The sequence below is a fragment of the Enterobacter sp. KB-221C9 genome, assembly GCF_041320715.1.
Taxonomy (GTDB): Bacteria; Pseudomonadota; Gammaproteobacteria; order Enterobacterales; family Enterobacteriaceae; genus Enterobacter; species Enterobacter asburiae_D.
In genome coordinates this window covers 25020-41033 of record NZ_JBGIWG010000017.1, presented here as the reverse complement: position 1 = coordinate 41033, position 16014 = coordinate 25020, and the positions used below count along the sequence as shown (strand labels likewise).

15 protein-coding genes are annotated in these 16014 nt (G+C 55.3%); 12 read left to right on the top strand and 3 right to left on the bottom strand.

Annotated elements, in window-relative coordinates:
- The first annotated feature begins 164 nt into the window (after positions 1-164).
- From glnH to ybiO, 4 genes are all read left to right on the top strand, one after another.
- Entirely contained in the window at positions 165-908 is a 744-nt protein-coding gene (gene glnH / locus AB8846_RS20235; RefSeq protein WP_023310880.1) for a glutamine ABC transporter substrate-binding protein GlnH, read from the top strand.
- Between the two features lie 84 nt (positions 909-992).
- Complete coding sequence (gene glnP / locus AB8846_RS20230; protein ID WP_010428919.1) at positions 993-1652, top strand: glutamine ABC transporter permease GlnP; 660 nt, start codon at positions 993-995, stop codon at positions 1650-1652.
- The gene (gene glnQ / locus AB8846_RS20225; RefSeq protein ID WP_023310879.1) at positions 1649-2371 is read left to right on the top strand and encodes a glutamine ABC transporter ATP-binding protein GlnQ; all 723 of its coding nucleotides are present in this window, start codon (positions 1649-1651) and stop codon (positions 2369-2371) included. The genes glnP and glnQ overlap by 4 nt, the downstream gene beginning before the upstream one ends.
- A 125-nt stretch (positions 2372-2496) precedes the next feature.
- On the top strand, positions 2497-4710 hold the full coding sequence (gene ybiO / locus AB8846_RS20220; protein WP_370733522.1) for a mechanosensitive channel protein: 2214 nt from the start codon (positions 2497-2499) through the stop codon (positions 4708-4710).
- A 45-nt stretch (positions 4711-4755) separates the two neighbouring features.
- On the opposite strand, the gene rlmF is transcribed toward ybiO, so the two are convergent.
- Positions 4756-5667, bottom strand: a complete 912-nt coding sequence (gene rlmF, locus AB8846_RS20215; protein ID WP_063143096.1) for a 23S rRNA (adenine(1618)-N(6))-methyltransferase RlmF — start codon at positions 5665-5667, stop codon at positions 4756-4758.
- A 243-nt stretch (positions 5668-5910) separates the two neighbouring features.
- Between rlmF and mcbA the strand changes: the two genes are divergently transcribed.
- From mcbA to ybiJ, 3 genes are all read left to right on the top strand, one after another.
- Positions 5911-6177, top strand: coding sequence for a DUF1471 family periplasmic protein McbA (gene mcbA, locus AB8846_RS20210; protein WP_032661263.1), 267 nt, complete (start codon positions 5911-5913; stop codon positions 6175-6177).
- A gap of 122 nt (positions 6178-6299) precedes the next feature.
- Entirely contained in the window at positions 6300-6566 is a 267-nt protein-coding gene (locus AB8846_RS20205; protein WP_370733521.1) for a DksA/TraR family C4-type zinc finger protein, read from the top strand.
- 285 nt (positions 6567-6851) lie between these two features.
- Positions 6852-7112, top strand: coding sequence for a DUF1471 family protein YbiJ (gene ybiJ, locus AB8846_RS20200; RefSeq protein WP_370733520.1), 261 nt, complete (start codon positions 6852-6854; stop codon positions 7110-7112).
- A gap of 116 nt (positions 7113-7228) precedes the next feature.
- Here the strand turns inward: ybiJ and ybiB are convergent, their stop codons facing one another.
- Positions 7229-8191 carry a DNA-binding protein YbiB gene (gene ybiB / locus AB8846_RS20195; RefSeq protein WP_370733519.1) on the bottom strand — a complete coding sequence of 321 codons (963 nt, stop codon included), beginning with the start codon at positions 8189-8191 and terminating at the stop codon, positions 7229-7231.
- A gap of 256 nt (positions 8192-8447) precedes the next feature.
- Between ybiB and AB8846_RS20190 the strand changes: the two genes are divergently transcribed.
- The 5 genes from AB8846_RS20190 to AB8846_RS20170 all read left to right on the top strand — a co-directional run bounded on the left by AB8846_RS20190 (position 8448) and on the right by AB8846_RS20170 (position 13819).
- Positions 8448-8984, top strand: coding sequence for a fimbrial protein (locus tag AB8846_RS20190; RefSeq protein WP_063143099.1), 537 nt, complete (start codon positions 8448-8450; stop codon positions 8982-8984).
- Between the two features lie 68 nt (positions 8985-9052).
- The gene (locus AB8846_RS20185) at positions 9053-9727 is read left to right on the top strand and encodes a molecular chaperone (protein ID WP_063143100.1); all 675 of its coding nucleotides are present in this window, start codon (positions 9053-9055) and stop codon (positions 9725-9727) included.
- A gap of 27 nt (positions 9728-9754) precedes the next feature.
- Entirely contained in the window at positions 9755-12298 is a 2544-nt protein-coding gene (locus AB8846_RS20180) for a fimbria/pilus outer membrane usher protein (RefSeq protein ID WP_370733518.1), read from the top strand.
- Between the two features lie 22 nt (positions 12299-12320).
- Positions 12321-13310, top strand: a complete 990-nt coding sequence (locus AB8846_RS20175; protein ID WP_370733517.1) for a fimbrial protein — start codon at positions 12321-12323, stop codon at positions 13308-13310.
- A 5-nt stretch (positions 13311-13315) separates the two neighbouring features.
- Positions 13316-13819: a fimbrial protein gene (locus tag AB8846_RS20170; protein WP_370733516.1), complete on the top strand. Its 504-nt coding sequence runs from the start codon at positions 13316-13318 to the stop codon at positions 13817-13819.
- On the opposite strand, the gene dinG is transcribed toward AB8846_RS20170, so the two are convergent.
- Positions 13806-15983, bottom strand: coding sequence for an ATP-dependent DNA helicase DinG (gene dinG, locus AB8846_RS20165; protein ID WP_331412945.1), 2178 nt, complete (start codon positions 15981-15983; stop codon positions 13806-13808). The two genes, AB8846_RS20170 and dinG, sit on opposite strands and share 14 nt — an antisense overlap.
- Positions 15984-16014: the final 31 nt, after the last annotated feature.

The window sequence follows — 16014 nt, the reverse complement described above, 5'->3', positions numbered from 1 at the left end:
AACAGTGCTCCAATTTGGTGCAATAAAAGCTCATTGCCCCATTTATTGTGCAATGCATGACATCATCCCCTTTGCAAAACAATAGCTTGAAAAGTTGGCACGATTTTTTCATTGTGCCACCTGTTCTCGCAGGGGATCGCCCCGTGGATATAAAAGGAAATGCTATGAAGTCTGTATTAAAAGTTTCACTGGCTGCACTTACCCTGGCTTTTGCAGTGTCCTCTCAGGCTGCCGACAAACTGGTTGTGGCGACCGACACGGCGTTCGTGCCGTTTGAATTCAAACAGGGTGATAAATACGTTGGTTTTGATGTGGATCTGTGGGCCGCTGTCGCAAAAGAACTCAAGCTGGATTACACCCTGAAGCCGATGGACTTCAGCGGCATCATCCCGGCACTGCAAACCAAGAACGTTGATCTGGCGCTGGCAGGCATCACCATTACCGATGAACGTAAAAAAGCGATCGACTTCTCTGACGGCTACTACAAAAGCGGCCTGCTGGTCATGGTCAAAGCCGATAATAACGACGTAAAAAGCGTGAAAGATCTCGACGGCAAAGTGGTGGCAGTGAAGAGCGGCACCGGTTCTGTTGATTACGCGAAAGCAAATATCAAAACCAAAGACCTGCGTCAGTTCCCGAACATCGACAACGCGTACATGGAACTCGGCACCAACCGTGCTGACGCTGTTCTGCACGACACGCCTAACATCCTGTACTTCATCAAAACAGCGGGCAACGGCAAGTTCAAAGCCGTGGGCGAGTCTCTGGAAGCACAGCAGTACGGTATTGCCTTCCCGAAAGGCAGCGACGACCTGCGCACGAAAGTTAACGGCGCGCTGAAAACGCTGAAAGAGAACGGCACCTATAACGAAATCTACAAAAAATGGTTCGGTACCGAGCCTAAATAATAAGACGTAAAAATGACGTTCACTCGGGGGCGACCTTTCGCCCCTGCTATTTTTGAAACACGGTAACAGTAACAGGAAATTATCATGCAGTTTGACTGGAGCGCCATCTGGCCTGCCATTCCACTCTTGCTTGAAGGCGCTAAAATGACCCTGTGGATTTCGGTCCTGGGTCTGGTTGGTGGGTTGATTATCGGTCTTGTCGCCGGTTTCGCTCGCACCTACGGCGGCTGGATTGCAAACCACATCGCACTGGTTTTCATCGAAGTGATCCGCGGCACGCCTATTGTCGTGCAGGTCATGTTCATCTACTTCGCCCTGCCAATGGCCTTCAATGACCTGCGCATCGACCCGTTCAGCGCAGCCGTCGTCACCATTATGATCAACTCAGGCGCCTATATTGCGGAAATCACCCGCGGTGCGGTGCTGTCGATTCATAAAGGTTTCAGTGAAGCCGGTCTGGCGTTAGGTCTTTCTCGTCGCGAAACGATCCGCCACGTTATTCTGCCGCTGGCGCTGCGCCGCATGCTGCCGCCGCTCGGTAACCAGTGGATCATCAGCATCAAAGATACGTCGCTGTTCATTGTTATCGGCGTGGCCGAGCTGACCCGTCAGGGTCAGGAGATCATTGCTGGCAACTTCCGCGCGCTGGAAATCTGGAGTGCGGTAGCCGTTGTCTACCTGATCATTACTCTGGTTCTGAGCTTCGTTCTGCGTCGTCTTGAAAGAAGGATGAAAATCCTGTGATTGAATTTAAAAACGTTTCCAAGCACTTTGGCCCAACCCAGGTGCTGCACAATATTGATCTGAACATTAAACAGGGTGAAGTGGTGGTGATTATTGGGCCATCCGGCTCCGGTAAATCCACCCTGCTGCGCTGCATTAACAAGCTGGAAGAGATCACCAGCGGCGATCTGATCGTCGACGGCCTGAAAGTCAACGACCCGAAAGTGGATGACCGTCTGATTCGTCAGGAAGCGGGCATGGTGTTCCAGCAGTTCTACCTGTTCCCGCACCTGACGGCGCTGGAAAACGTGATGTTTGGCCCACTGCGCGTGCGCGGTGCCAGCAAAGCGGCGGCGGAAGCGCTGGCAAAAGATCTGCTGGCAAAAGTCGGCCTGGCAGAACGTGCGCATCACTACCCTTCCGAGCTGTCCGGTGGTCAACAGCAGCGTGTGGCGATTGCCCGCGCCCTGGCGGTCAAACCGAAAATGATGCTGTTTGATGAGCCTACGTCCGCACTCGACCCGGAGCTGCGTCACGAGGTGCTGAAAGTCATGCAGGATCTGGCAGAAGAAGGGATGACGATGGTGATCGTGACCCACGAAATCGGCTTTGCCGAGAAAGTGGCGTCCCGCCTGATCTTTATTGATAAAGGCCGTATCGCGGAAGACGGTAACCCGCAGGAGCTGATTGCGAACCCGCCGAGCCAGCGTTTGCAGGAGTTCCTGCAGCACGTCTCCTGATCGTTCGCTTCACACGTAAGCCGGGCATGCCCGGCTTTTTTACGCCAGATTGTTCCCAAAAATCTCCCTCCTCGCTCCGACTTCTATACTTATCATTTTGTTCGACATTTTCACCGGAGGACGCCGTGCCGTGGATCCTGTTGCTGTTGATAAGCCTGTTTAGTGCGCCATCGTTCGCCGTCGCGATCCCCGGAGTGACCACCGGAACAACCGCCAGCCAGCAAAGTACGCCCCCTCAGGAGCCGGATGTCGAACAGAAAAAAGCCGCCTACAGCGCCCTCGCTGACGTCCTCGAAAACGACACCTCCCGGCAGGAACTCATTGGTCAGCTGCGGAAAGTGGCCGCCACGCCGCCGCAGGCGTCGGTGCCAACCCTCACACCTCCACAAGTGGAGGAGCAAAAAACGGTGCTGGAAAACGTCACCGACGTGAGCCGCCACTACGGGGAAGCGCTCTCCTCGCGCTTCGCTCAGCTTTACCGCAACCTGATTGGCTCACCGCATAAGGCATTTAACCCGCAAACGTTCACCGCCGCCGCCACGCAGTTCCTGATGCTGGCGGGTGCGGTGTTTCTTTTTTACTGGCTGGTGCGCCTGTGCGCGTGGCCGCTGTACCGCAAAATGGGGCATTGGGGGCGCAGGAAAAATCAGCAGAAAAGCAGCTGGCTGCACCTGCCGTTGATGATCGCCTCCGCGTTTATCATCGACTTACTGCTGCTGGCGTTGACGCTGTTTTTAGGCCAGATGCTGGCCGACAGGCTGAATGCAGGCAACAAAACCATCGCCTTCCAGCAGTCGCTTTTCCTGAACGCCTTTGCCCTGATTGAGTTCTTCAAGGCGCTGCTGCGGTTACTCTTTTGTCCGCACGTGCCGGAGCTGCGTCCTTTCTCCATTCGGGACGCGAGCGCAAAGTACTGGGCGCTGCGTCTGAGCGTGCTCAGCGGGTTAATTGGCTACGGTCTGCTGGTTGCCGTGCCGATCATCTCCAACCAGGTGAACGTCCAGTTTGGCGCGCTGGCAAACGTGCTGATCATGATCTGCATTACCGTCTGGTCGCTGTATCTTATCTTCCATAATAAAAAAACCATTACGCAAAGCCTGCTGAATCTGGCCGATCGCTCCCTCTCGTTCTTTAGCCTCTTTATTCGCGCCTTCGCCCTGGTGTGGCACTGGCTGGCAAGCGCTTACTTCATCGTATTGTGCTTCTTCTCGCTGTTTGACCCGGGCAATAGCCTGAAATTTATGATGGGGGCGACGTTCAAAAGCCTCGCCATTATCGGCATCGCGGCCTTTGTGTCGGGGCTGCTGTCGCGATGGATCTCGAAAACCATCACCCTGTCGCCGCAGGTCCAGCGTAGTTACCCTGAGCTGCAAAAACGGGTGAACGGCTGGATGTCGGTATCGCTCAAGGTGGCGCGCATTCTCACCGTCTGCGTGGCGGTTATGCTGCTCCTGAATGCGTGGAGCCTGTTTGATTTCTGGAACTGGCTGCACAACGGTGCGGGTGAAAAAACGGTCGATATCCTGATTCGCATCGCGCTGATCCTGTTCTTCTCCGCCGTCGGCTGGACGCTGCTGGCGAGCCTTATCGAGAACCGCCTGGTATCGGATATTCACGGCAGGCCTCTGCCCAGCGCGCGGGCAAGAACGCTGTTAACGCTGTTCCGCAACGCGCTGGCGGTGATTATTAGCACCATCACCATCATGATCGTGCTGTCGGAAATCGGCGTGAATATCGCCCCGCTGCTGGCGGGTGCCGGTGCCCTGGGGCTGGCCATCTCCTTCGGCTCGCAAACGCTGGTGAAGGATATTATTACCGGCATCTTTATCCAGTTTGAGAACGGGATGAACACGGGGGATCTGGTGACCATCGGGCCGTTAACCGGCACGGTAGAGCGGATGTCCATACGCTCCGTCGGCGTGCGCCAGGACACCGGGGCGTACCACATCATTCCCTGGTCTTCGATCACCACCTTCGCCAACTTTGTGCGCGGCATTGGTTCCGTGGTGGCGAACTACGATGTGGATCGCCACGAGGATGCGGACAAGGCGAAGCAGGCGCTGCGCGATGCGGTAGAAGAACTGATGGAGATGGAGGATATTCGCGGGCTGGTGATCGGAGAGCCGTCATTTGCCGGTATCGTCGGGCTGACGAACACGGCGTTTACCCTGCGCGTGTCGTTCACCACCCAGCCGCTGAAGCAGTGGACGGTGCGCTTTGCGCTCGACAGCATGGTGAAAAAACACTTTGATCTGGCGAACGTGCGGATGCCCGTGCAGACCTATCAGGTATTGCCGCCGCCTGCATCGCCGCTCCCTCCGCAGGAGCCGACGCTTTAACCGAGCCGAGTGGCGGCTTCGCCTTACCCGGCCTACGACGGAGTGCTATTTGCGACGTTTGTTGTTTTCCATAAACGTCCATGCGATAAAGCGGCTCTGTTTCTGGCCCTGCGCCATCTCTTTTTTCACCACTTTTACGGCGCCCGCTTCGGTCAGCGCGCGATAGAGCGGTGGCAGGTTATCCCCCCGGGAAACCAGCGTCGTGAACCACTTCACCTGACGGCCAAACTGTTTGCTTTCCGCAATCATGCGCAGGATAAACGCCACTTCGCCCCCTTCACACCAGAGCTCCTGCTGCTGACCACCGAAGTTCAGCGCGGCATCCTCAGCCTGGCCCAGGTTACGGCGCTTGCGCTCGCTGCCCGCGCGGGCCGATGCCGCCGAATCGTGGAACGGCGGATTACACATCGTGGCGTCATAGCTTTCGTTTTTGTGAATAATGCCGTTGAAGATCGACGCCGCATCTTTCTGACGACGCAGGCGGATGGCGCGGCTTAATCCCGGGTTCGCGCTGATAATCGCCTGGGCGCTGCCAAAAGCCTCGTCACCGATTTCGCTTCCGGTAAAGCGCCACTGATATTCGTGTGCGCCGATCAGCGGGTAAATCAGGTTCGCCCCGGTGCCAATATCCAGAATGGTGGCCTGCTGTGGAACGACACCCTCATTGCCTTCGGCAAGAAGGTCGGCAAGGTGATGAACGTAGTCAGCGCGGCCCGGCACAGGGGGACAGAGAAAGCCTTCCGGAATATCCCAGTGAGCTACACCGTAAAAATGCGCCAGCAGGGCTTTGTTCAGCATTTTAACCGCCTGCGGGTCAGCAAAGTTGACCGAGGGCTCACCCGCTGGGGTCTGAACCAGGTAGTCCTGCAGCGGCGGGCAGCTCAGGCATAACGCGTTCATGTCGTAGCGGCTGCGGTGGCGATTTCGCGGGTGCAATCCCGGCTTTTGGGCAGTCATGGCATTCTCCTTTAAACAGCGGCGTAAGATACCCTTTGCTGGCCCAGCGGTAAATCTTTCTCTGCGACGCTCAAAAAATCGCCACAAATCAAATACCTCTATGTCTATGATCCGTCAGCGGATTGTCAATTTAAATCGTTCAAAAAATAAGCAGATCATCATCAAATATTTGCGCTAAGTCACATTCGTCAGGCTTCTAAACTTAAAGGGAATCACCTGTTGTTTCCTCATGAGGATGTGATTATGAAAAAGTACCTGACCCTTGCTGTTATCGCAGCCGCCCTGGCGACCGCGTCCTTCTCTGCCATGGCCGTTCAGTCACTGACCCAGAGTACCGATACTAGCCAGCTACGTCCTGCGGGCACCGTTTCGGTAAGCCGTGCCAGTAACCTTGACGATCTCCAGGCTAAGCTCGCCGAAAAAGCCCGTCAGGAAGGCGCAAAAGGATTCGTGGTGAACTCCGCTGGCGGTGATAACCATATGTACGGCACTGCGACCATTTATAAATAACCTGTCTCTTCCACAAGACTGCATCTGCCCAACGGGTGCAGTTCTCTTCTCCCTTCGCCTTGATTGTTCATTTTTTAACCCCATAGTAAACGTATGGCCTAAACCGATATCAGGAGGACGCTATGGCTTCCGGCTGGGCAAATGACGACGCTGTTAACGAACAGATCAACAGTACAATTGAAGATGCAGTTGCGCGTGCCCGCGGTGAAATTCCGCGCGGCGAAAGCTTAGCGGAATGCGAAGAATGCGGAGAACCCATTCCGGATGCGCGCCGAAAAGCCATTCCCGGCGTACGGCTTTGCATTACGTGCCAGCAGCATAAAGATTCAAGAAACTCATCACACTCGGGATATAATCGCAGAGGTTCGAAAGACAGCCAGTTACGTTGACTTTGCTTTACCAAAGCTAACCGAGCCCGCGCGTTCCTTTACGCTCACGGTTTTCAGCCAGACGCGTAGCAAAACGTGCCCTTCGTATCGCTTCTGTAAAGCGCATCCGCAAGAAGTGTAAAGCGGTGCTTTGAATTTATTAATATTCAATAAGTTATTTGTCATTCAATTTTTTTGAGCAACCACGTCAATTCTCTTCGATTTTATCACTCGCGAAAAACCGTGATACTTATCACATCGACGGAACATCGTCCCCTTAACAGAAACACCTGCGAGAGATTAATTATGAAAACCATCAAATATGCTGTAGCTGCTGTTGCCCTGTCCGCTCTGTCTTTCGGCGCTTTCGCCGTAGAGCCTGTCTCTTCTACCCAGGCACAGAACATGAACAAAGTCGGTGTGGTCAGTGCTGATGGCGCCACCACGCTGGACGGCCTGGAAGCTAAACTGGCTGAGAAAGCCGCTGCCGCCGGTGCAAACGGATACACCATTACCTCCGCTAACGGCAATAACAAGCTGAGCGGTACCGCGGTTATCTACAAATAATCGACTGAATGAATGCTGTACCCTCGCCATACCCTCTGGTGAGCTGCTCCACCCTCATTGACCCTGTTGTTGTTACCCTTGCTTGCCCGTCCGCCACTGGACGGGCTTTTTTTTGTCTAAAACGCCTGCGCCACACGTTCAAGCCCGGCCTGAACGGATCCCACTTCTCCGGTTGCCAGCAAACAGCAGGCCATCTGCAGCTTGATCGAATGCGGAACAGGAACATTTCCGGCAAGGCACTGCTCAATCCAGTGGGCCGTAGTATGGGGATCTTTAGCCTCAGGCAATATCACACCGGTATTTTCTTCCCCGCGTTCCAGAACGGCGCGCGTACCTGCAGAATCGATCAGCATCACCTGCGGGCAGCGCTGCGGGTTCGCATAAACCTCGCCCTCCGTGCCGTGCATCAGTAACGCCCTTCCGCCAATAGCCTCAAAGAACTGCCCCACGCGCGCCACGTATTCCGGGTGCGAAACGCTGGAGAGACGCAGGGCGGCATCTTCGTCAAACGGCGTGGCCAGTTTCGCCAGCGTGTGCGCGCTGTTACGCACGCCCATGCGCCAGCGCATATCGAGCTGCTTTTCCAGCGGCGGGCAGAGTGTGCCGACCGGGATATAAACAGGCTGATGACCATCCAGCTTCGCCTGCGCCTGACCGGCATGGCGCGTTGGCTCGATGCCCAGCATCCCGAAAATGGTCTCCGTCAGCACGCGGGTGGGATCTTCGCTTACGCCGTGCACCACCACCGGGAACCCCAGCTTGTGTAATAAGATAGCGAGCAGCGGGGTTAAATTTGCCTGCTTGCGCGCGCCGTTGTAGCTCGGGATCACGATCGGCATCGGCTTTGCCACGGGCGGCGTTAAGCGCAGCGTTTGCGCCTGCATGGCTTCATAGAACCCGCGCATCTCCGCCTCACCTTCCCCTTTGATACGCAGCGCGATCAGAATGCCCCCCATCTCCAGGTCGGGGACGTCGCCCTCAAGCATGCGGGTATAAAGCGCATGCGCGGTTTCATGGTCCAGATCGCGGGCATGATTTTTCCCGCGTCCTACCTCTTTGATAATTTTGCGGTAATCCACGACTTCTCTCCTGACAGCATCATCTTGTTAACAATATAGCCCTGATGATTGCCTGGCCGTTAGTGTTTTATCCCCTAACCCAACGCGCTGTTTTAATGAAAAAAAATAAACACAAGCAATTTTTCAATTATTTGTGATTTCTATAGAAGATTCTTAGCCATACATTTTTTGATTAAATAACCAGCGGAAAGTCTTCAAGGGTCAACGGTGAAAACGTCCAGGCAACGTTCGCACCAGTCACATACCAGGATTCACTATGAACAAGGTTGCTTTAGGTTTATTTATCGCCGCAGCAGTAGGATGTTCTGCATCCGCATTTGCGGCAACAAACGGTGAAGGACAGATCAATTTCACCGGAGAAATTATTGATTCAGCGTGTCAGGTGGTTAATGGGTTAAGTAACCCGTTAAACGTTCCGTTAGGCAAAGTCTCTAAAACGGTATTTACCGGTGCGGGCTCTACCAGCACGTTAACGAAGTTCGATATTCAGTTAAAAAACTGTCCGGAAACCGTTACCTCCGCCGCGATTAACTTCGGCGGAACGCCGGATGCGAATAACAACGCGACGCTGGCGTTAACGCCGGATGCGGATGCGGCAACGGGTGTAGCCATTCAGCTGGTTGACGCTTCTGAGCAGCCGGTGAGTCTATATACCCCTTCTCAGCAATATCCGTTAGCCTCCGGTACGGCGGTAAACGATCTGATATTCGGTGCTCGTTATATTCAAACCGGAGCCGCGATCACTGCAGGTCCGGCTAACTCCGTTTCGACCTTCACCGTTATCTATAACTGATATTATCAATCCTGAGATATTAACGCGTTTATACGCGTTAATATCTCTTCTATTATTGAGAAATATTTATGCGCCACGGTTATTTACTGAGCACGCTTTTACTGGCGGCCGCCACTGCACATGCAGGTGTCATTATTAATGGCACACGTCTGGTCTACCAGGGAGATAAAAAGGAATCGTCTCTTGGTCTTTCAAACCCGGATGCAACGGATTATCTGGTACAGTCCTGGGTCGACTCTGGCGGTAAAAACCTGGCCAAAGCCCCTTTCCTGATCACCCCCCCGCTTTTTCGCCTTGATGCGAAAGAGGATAACGTTCTGCGCGTGGTGCGCACCGGCGGTAATTTGCCGGAAGATCGTGAATCCTTGTACTGGCTGAATATCAAAGCCATCCCTTCGTCAAAGCACGTTGACGGGATGAATACCCTGCAAATTGCCATTAATACGCGCATTAAATTGTTGTATCGCCCATCCGCGGTTAAAGGCAAACCGGAAGATGTCGCCAATAAACTTGAGTGGCATCGCGAGGGCAACGATTTGGTTGTCAATAACCCAACGCCTTTTTACATGAATTTCCAGAAGGTGACGCTGAACGGCCAGAAAGTGGATAAAGCCACATGGGCAATACCGGAAACGGAAACGCATTTTGCCTTACCTGGCAACGTCAGCGGCTCCACTGTGGCGTATTCCATTATTACGGATTACGGCAGCATCAGCCAGACCTGGTCGAAATCAGTCCACTAATATCACGCGCGGACAATTACTATAATCATGTACAGCCATAAAAAGCCGTTCACCTGTCGAATTTCATCACTGCTGGTCATTCTCTGTGGCCTGGCACTGGCGATCTTTGCGCAGCAGGTTATGGCTGATGATTATTTTAACCCGGCGCTGCTGGATATTGATAACCCGCAACAGGGTAAGACCGATCTGTCGGTTTACGAAAAAGGGCCAGGGCAGGCACCGGGTAAATATCAGGTCGCCATTTTTATTAATAACAATAAAATTGATACCCGCGACGTCACGTTCACATTGCAAAAAGATTCACACGGCAGCAGTTCACTTCAGCCCTGCTTTAGCCTGAGCGATTTAAAAAGCCTTGGGATCAAAACCCAAAAATATCCGGCGCTGATGGCAAAAGGCCGGTGCGCTGATTTAACCGCCATCCCTGCAGCCTCCGCATCGTTTCACGTTCGCAATCAGCAGCTGCTGCTCAGTATTCCTCAACTGGCCCTGAGCCAGGTTCCACGCGGCTATATCGACCCGAAAGAATTCGACGAGGGGATCACCGCGGGCATTCTCAACTACAGCGCAACCGCCAGCCAGAGCCGTGCGCGTCAGCCGGGCGAGCAGGATAACAGCAGCCAGTACGTTAACCTGCGTCCCGGTTTTAACGTCGGTGCCTGGCGCGTACGCAACTACTCCACGTGGAATCGCAGCACCCAGGGCAAGGAAGAGCAGCAAAAATTCTCCTCCGTTTATACCTACGCCCAGCGCGATATCGTGGCGATGAAGAGCGATCTCACCGTTGGGCAAAGCTCTTCGCCTTCTGATGTTTTTGACAGTGTGCCCTACACCGGCGTGGAGCTTAAATCCGACAGCGACATGCTGCCGGACAGCGAGAAAGGCTATGCACCAATCATTCGCGGCACCGCACACAGTAACGCGCTGGTGATGGTTCGCCAGAATGGCTACGTCATTTATCAGAACACGGTCGCCCCCGGCGCGTTTGAAATTAACGATCTCTACCCCACCGGCAGCAGCGGCGATCTGCAGGTCACCGTGAAAGAGACCGACGGCAGCGAAAGCCATTTCGTGGTGCCGTATGCCTCCGTGCCGGTACTGCAGCGCGAAAAAAACCTGCGCTACAGCGTGACCGCCGGGCGGTACCGTTCTTACGACAACGACGTCGAGAAGACGCCGTTTGCCCAGGGCAGCGCGATCTACGGCCTGCCCTATGGTTTCACCGCTTATGGCGGCGTGCAGCAGAGCAGCCACTATCAGTCCCAGGCGCTCGGCGCCGGGAAAAACATGGGCGATTTAGGGGCGTTCTCCATCGACGTCACCCGCGCGAAAGCCCTGCTGAAAAAGCAGCAGTCCAGCAAGGGCCAGTCCTGGCGAGTGCGCTACAGCAAAGATTTTGCCGGTTCAGGCACCAACTTCTCGCTCGCGGGCTATCGCTACAACAGCAAAGGGTTTTACACCCTGGAAGACACCATGGAGTCATATACCCGCTCTGACGACTGGTCTGCCCCCCAGCAGCGCCGCGCCCGAACCGAGGCCACCGTCGACCAGACGCTGCCTGAAGGCTGGGGATCCGTCACCCTGAGCATGGTGAAAGAGACTTACTGGAGCCAGAACCAGGACATGACCTCCATGAGCGTCAGCTACAACAACAGCTGGCACGGGGTGAGCTACAGCCTGAGCTACAGCATGAACAAGAACACCAACGACAGCGATGAAAACGGCGATGAGGTGACGAACGACAACGAGTTCTCGCTGAGCGTCTCCGTTCCGCTGGACCGCTGGATGCATAACACCTGGGCCACCTACAACCTGAACAATACCAAAGACGGTACCACGCAGAATGTCGGCCTGAACGGCACGGCGCTGAAGGAAGACAACCTCAACTGGAATATCCAGCAGGGGCTGAGCAGTACCGGCAGCGGTAATTCGACCAGCATGAACGCCGATTACAAAGCGACCTATGGCGAAGTGAGCGCAGGCGTCAGTCAGGATAAGTATCAGCAGACCGTTAACGTCGGTTTGCAGGGCGGCGTGGTTGCCCATGCGAACGGGATCACCCTGAGCCAGCCGCTGGGTGAAACCATCGCGCTGGTGAAAGCACCCGGCACGCACGGAACGCATATTGCTAACCAGACGGGAGTAGAGACCGATTTCCGCGGCTATACCGTCGTGCCGTTTGTTACCGCGTATCGCCACAACACCATCGCGCTGGATACCGAAACGCTGCCGGACAACGCTGACGTGACGCACGCGGCGCAGGTGGTGACCCCAACGCGCGGCGCCGTGGTGCGCGCCAGCTTCAATACCCGCGTGGGCAGTCGCGTGCTGATGACGCTCACGCAAAACGGTAAACCGCTGCCCTTTGGCGCAACGGTGACCACGGAGGATAAGGACAGCGAGTTTATTGTCGGTAACGACGGACAGACCTACCTCTCGGGTCTGCCACAGCAGGGGCATCTCGCCGTCTCCTGGGGACAGGATGCGAGCGAGCACTGCGTCGCTGACTATGCGCTAACGGATGAGAAAGAGAAAACCAGCATCATTAACGCTGCCGCGCAGTGTCACTGATCCACCGTTCAGGCTAACGATTATGCAAATGATTAAACAGTGCTTTTTCATACTGGTTCTGGGAACCGCCGCGTTATTTATGCCGCATGCGAAGGCGACCTGTACCTCGCCGGATATGCCAAAAATGATTAATGTCGCGTCAATTTCTGTGCCGACAACGCTGTCCGTTGGCCAGACGATACCCGGTACGGAACAAACCGTTCATGTTGCCGGTCATTGTGATGAAAAGGTCGATAGTGGTCTCGAGATTGTCTCTTGTTACTACGGAACCGGAGCGGAAATTCCAGGGCTGAAAGGCGTGTACGATTCTGGCGTGCCGGGTATTGGCGTGGCACTGAAGAATGAAGACGGTCAGCGTATTAGCGGTGCTGGCGGCGTGCAGTGCGATTCACGCGGAACACCGATTGGCTACGTCTCTTCCGACGGTTCGCAGTCGTTTAGTTTTCAGGTCACGCTTGAGCTGGTCAAAACGAGCGACACCGTCTCATCTGGCACGCTGGTGCAAGCCCAGACCCGGTTCGGTATTGGCGTTTTTGGCCATGAAGGAATTGGGGATCCAAACGATATCTCGTATTCCGGCAACGTCATTCTTCATCAGGTCACCTGCTCCGTCCTGCCGAAAAACCTGACGGTTAATCTGGGTGATTTTCCCGTCAGTGATTTTATGGGCGTGGGATACTTATCCACCCCAGCCCAAAACTTTAACGTCACAGTTAATTGCGATAGCGCCGTGCAGCCAGAAGTGAAAATCACCAGTTCAAACGGATACGACACCGCATTCGAGGGGGTGATCAAACTGACTCAGCAAACCGGGATGGCAACGGGCGTCGGCGTCAGAATGTTATTTGACGACAACATTGCCACCTTTGACACCTACGTTAATACCCGCAGCGAAACCATCGCCAACGAAACGATGACCATACCGTTTGAGGTTCGCTATGAACAGGTCAGCGATGTAGTGACGCCAGGACCTGCCAACACCGTCGCGACGATCACTCTTGCCTATAAGTGAACACCATGAAAAAGACCATTGAGATCCTGCTCCTGGGCTTGTTTTCCCAGGCCCATGCGGATGACATTCAGATCCAGATGACGGGGAATATTTACGCCAACACGTGCGTCATAGACAGCGCCAGCCGCAACCTGACGGTGAACTTAGGCCAGGCTGTTTCCGGTAGTTTTAAAGATGTGGGGGATACCGGCGAATGGAAAGACTTTTCCCTGTCTGTGTCGCATTGTCCGGCCACGCTTGCGCTTGCTACCGCCTTTTTCTACGGCCAGGCAGATAGCGTTCACCCGACAAAATTCGCCAATACTGGCAGCGCGAAAGGGCTTGCGCTGGAGCTGGCTGACCGTCAGGACAAAATACTTATCTCCCCGCAGGCTGCCTTTAACGTCGCCATTAATCCGAGTGACCACACGGCGACGTTTCCGCTCTCAGCACGCTATTACGCCACCTCCATGCCCGTCACCGCTGGCACATTCAGCAGCGTGATTCAGGTGACCTTCACTTACCAGTAGGACCGCGCCCCTTAGCACGGATGCTTTTCTTACGCCCGGCGGTCAGTTTTGCCGGGCGTTTTTTTACCTCCGGCACCTCCGGCTGTTCGATCGGGAAGATCGGCAGCGCGTTCAGGAGCCGTTGGCCGTAATTTTTGGTGAGCAGACGTTTGTCATAAATCACCACCTCCCCCCAGCAGCCGTGGCTACGAATCAGACGCCCGACCTGCTGAATGAGGTTAAACGACGCCGCGGGTAAACTCTGCACCTCAAACGGATAGCGGTTGAGGCTTTTCAGCCACTCCCCTTCGGTGATCACCACCGGGCTGTCGATAGGCGGAAAGGCGATTTTATGGATGTGCACCTGCGTCAGGTAGTCGCCCTTCAGATCCAGACCTTCAGCAAACGACTGCAACCCTACCAGCACGCTGCGCTCGCCGTTATCAATGCGCTTGCGGTGCGTTTCCACCAGCCGGTAGCGCGGCTGATCGCCCTGCACCAGCAGGAGTAGACGCAGATCGGTGACGTGCTCCAGGAAGCGCTGCATCGCGCGCCCGCTGGCAAACAGCACCAGCATGCCGGGGTGCTTTTTACTCTCGACCTGTTCGCGGAAGTAAGCCGCCATCTCCGCAATGTGCTGCTCTTCGCTGTCGATAAGCGGCTCGAATTTCATGCGAGGAATAACCAGCTTGCCCTGCTCGCAGTGGTTAAACGGCGAGTCCAGCGCCACGAAACGATCGCCCGCTTTCTCTTTTAGCCCGCTCATCTCCTGCAGCCTTGAGAAACTGTTCAGGGAGCGCAGCGTGGCAGACGTGACCACCACGTGCGGCACGCTGCGCCAGATCAGTTTTTCCAGCTGATCGGCCACGCGAATGCCTACGCAGTGGAAAAAGAGGTGCACCTGCCCGTCCCGCACGTCGCGGGTGGCCCATTTGGTGACCGGCGCGCCGGAGGCCTGCGCCATCGAGGCCAGCCGCCAGAGCTTGCTCTGCGCTTCAAACATCCCCAGCGCGCGGTTCATCTGCAGCAGAATGCGGTGCAGACGCACCACGTCATGCGAGCCGGTTTTCTCGCTCAGATCGTTCAGGAACATCTCCGCCAGCCCGCGCAGCTTTTCCAGATGCTTCGCCAGCTGCTGGCAGATCTCCATCACCTCTTCCGGTAGCTCACCCATCGCAAAGCGGTGTTCAGCTTCCTGGGTTGCCGGAAGATAAAGATTCAGGATGTTGTTCAGCGACGAAATGAGGCTATAAATCTCTTCGCAGTGGTCGCTCAGCCGCTCGGGCACCGCCAGGGGCGGCGTGGTTTTCGGGCGGAACTGCTCCATGCAGGTCGCCACCAGCTTGCAGAAGAGATCCAGCTGCAGGCGAAACCACGGGGCGGTAATTTCGGCGCTCATCTCCAGCGCGTCCCTCGCCACGTCCGGCAGATGATGGCCTTCATCGAGCACCAGCAGCAGGTTTTTAGGCTCCGGCAGCACCGCTTCGCTCTCAAGCGCGGCCATTACCAGCGCATGGTTGGCGACTACCACTTCCGCCTCCTGAATTTCGCGCCGGGCGACAAAGAACGGGCACTCGCGGTAGTAGTGACAGTTGCGGTTCAGGCAGCTCGCTTTGTCGGTGCTGAGCCTGCGCCATAGGTCGTCGCTTATGGCCTGGCTGGTGTGATCCCGCAGGCCATCCCACTTATAGCCGTCGAGCTCGGCTTTGAGTTTTGCACACTGCTCCTGCTCGGCCTTATTGTTTGGCGTCAGCTCGTCATCCAGAAACGCGAGCAGATCCTGTTGATTCGGCTCGCTGCTGGCCAGCGCCGCCAGGTTACGCGGGCACACGTAACGCCCGCGCCCAAAGGCTGCCGTAAACCGCAGGTCAGGGATGATTTTGCGCAGCAGCGGTAAATCTTTACTGAAGATCTGATCCTGCAGCGCCACGTTGGCGGTGCTGACCACCAGCGTTTTGTCCTCTTCCCGCGCAATCGCGATGCCGGGAATGAGATACGACAAGGTTTTCCCGACGCCAGTCGGGGCTTCAATCGCCAGATGTCGCCCGTCGTCCCCGGCAAGCGTTTTTGCCACGTCAGCAATCATCTGCCGCTGCGGCGCTCGGGGAATAAAGTCGGGGATCTGCTGTTGTAGCGCCTTATACCATGCGCCAATTTGCGCCTTGAGCGCAGCGGTTAAAGCCATTGGAAAACCTGAAATACTGTATAAACAGCCA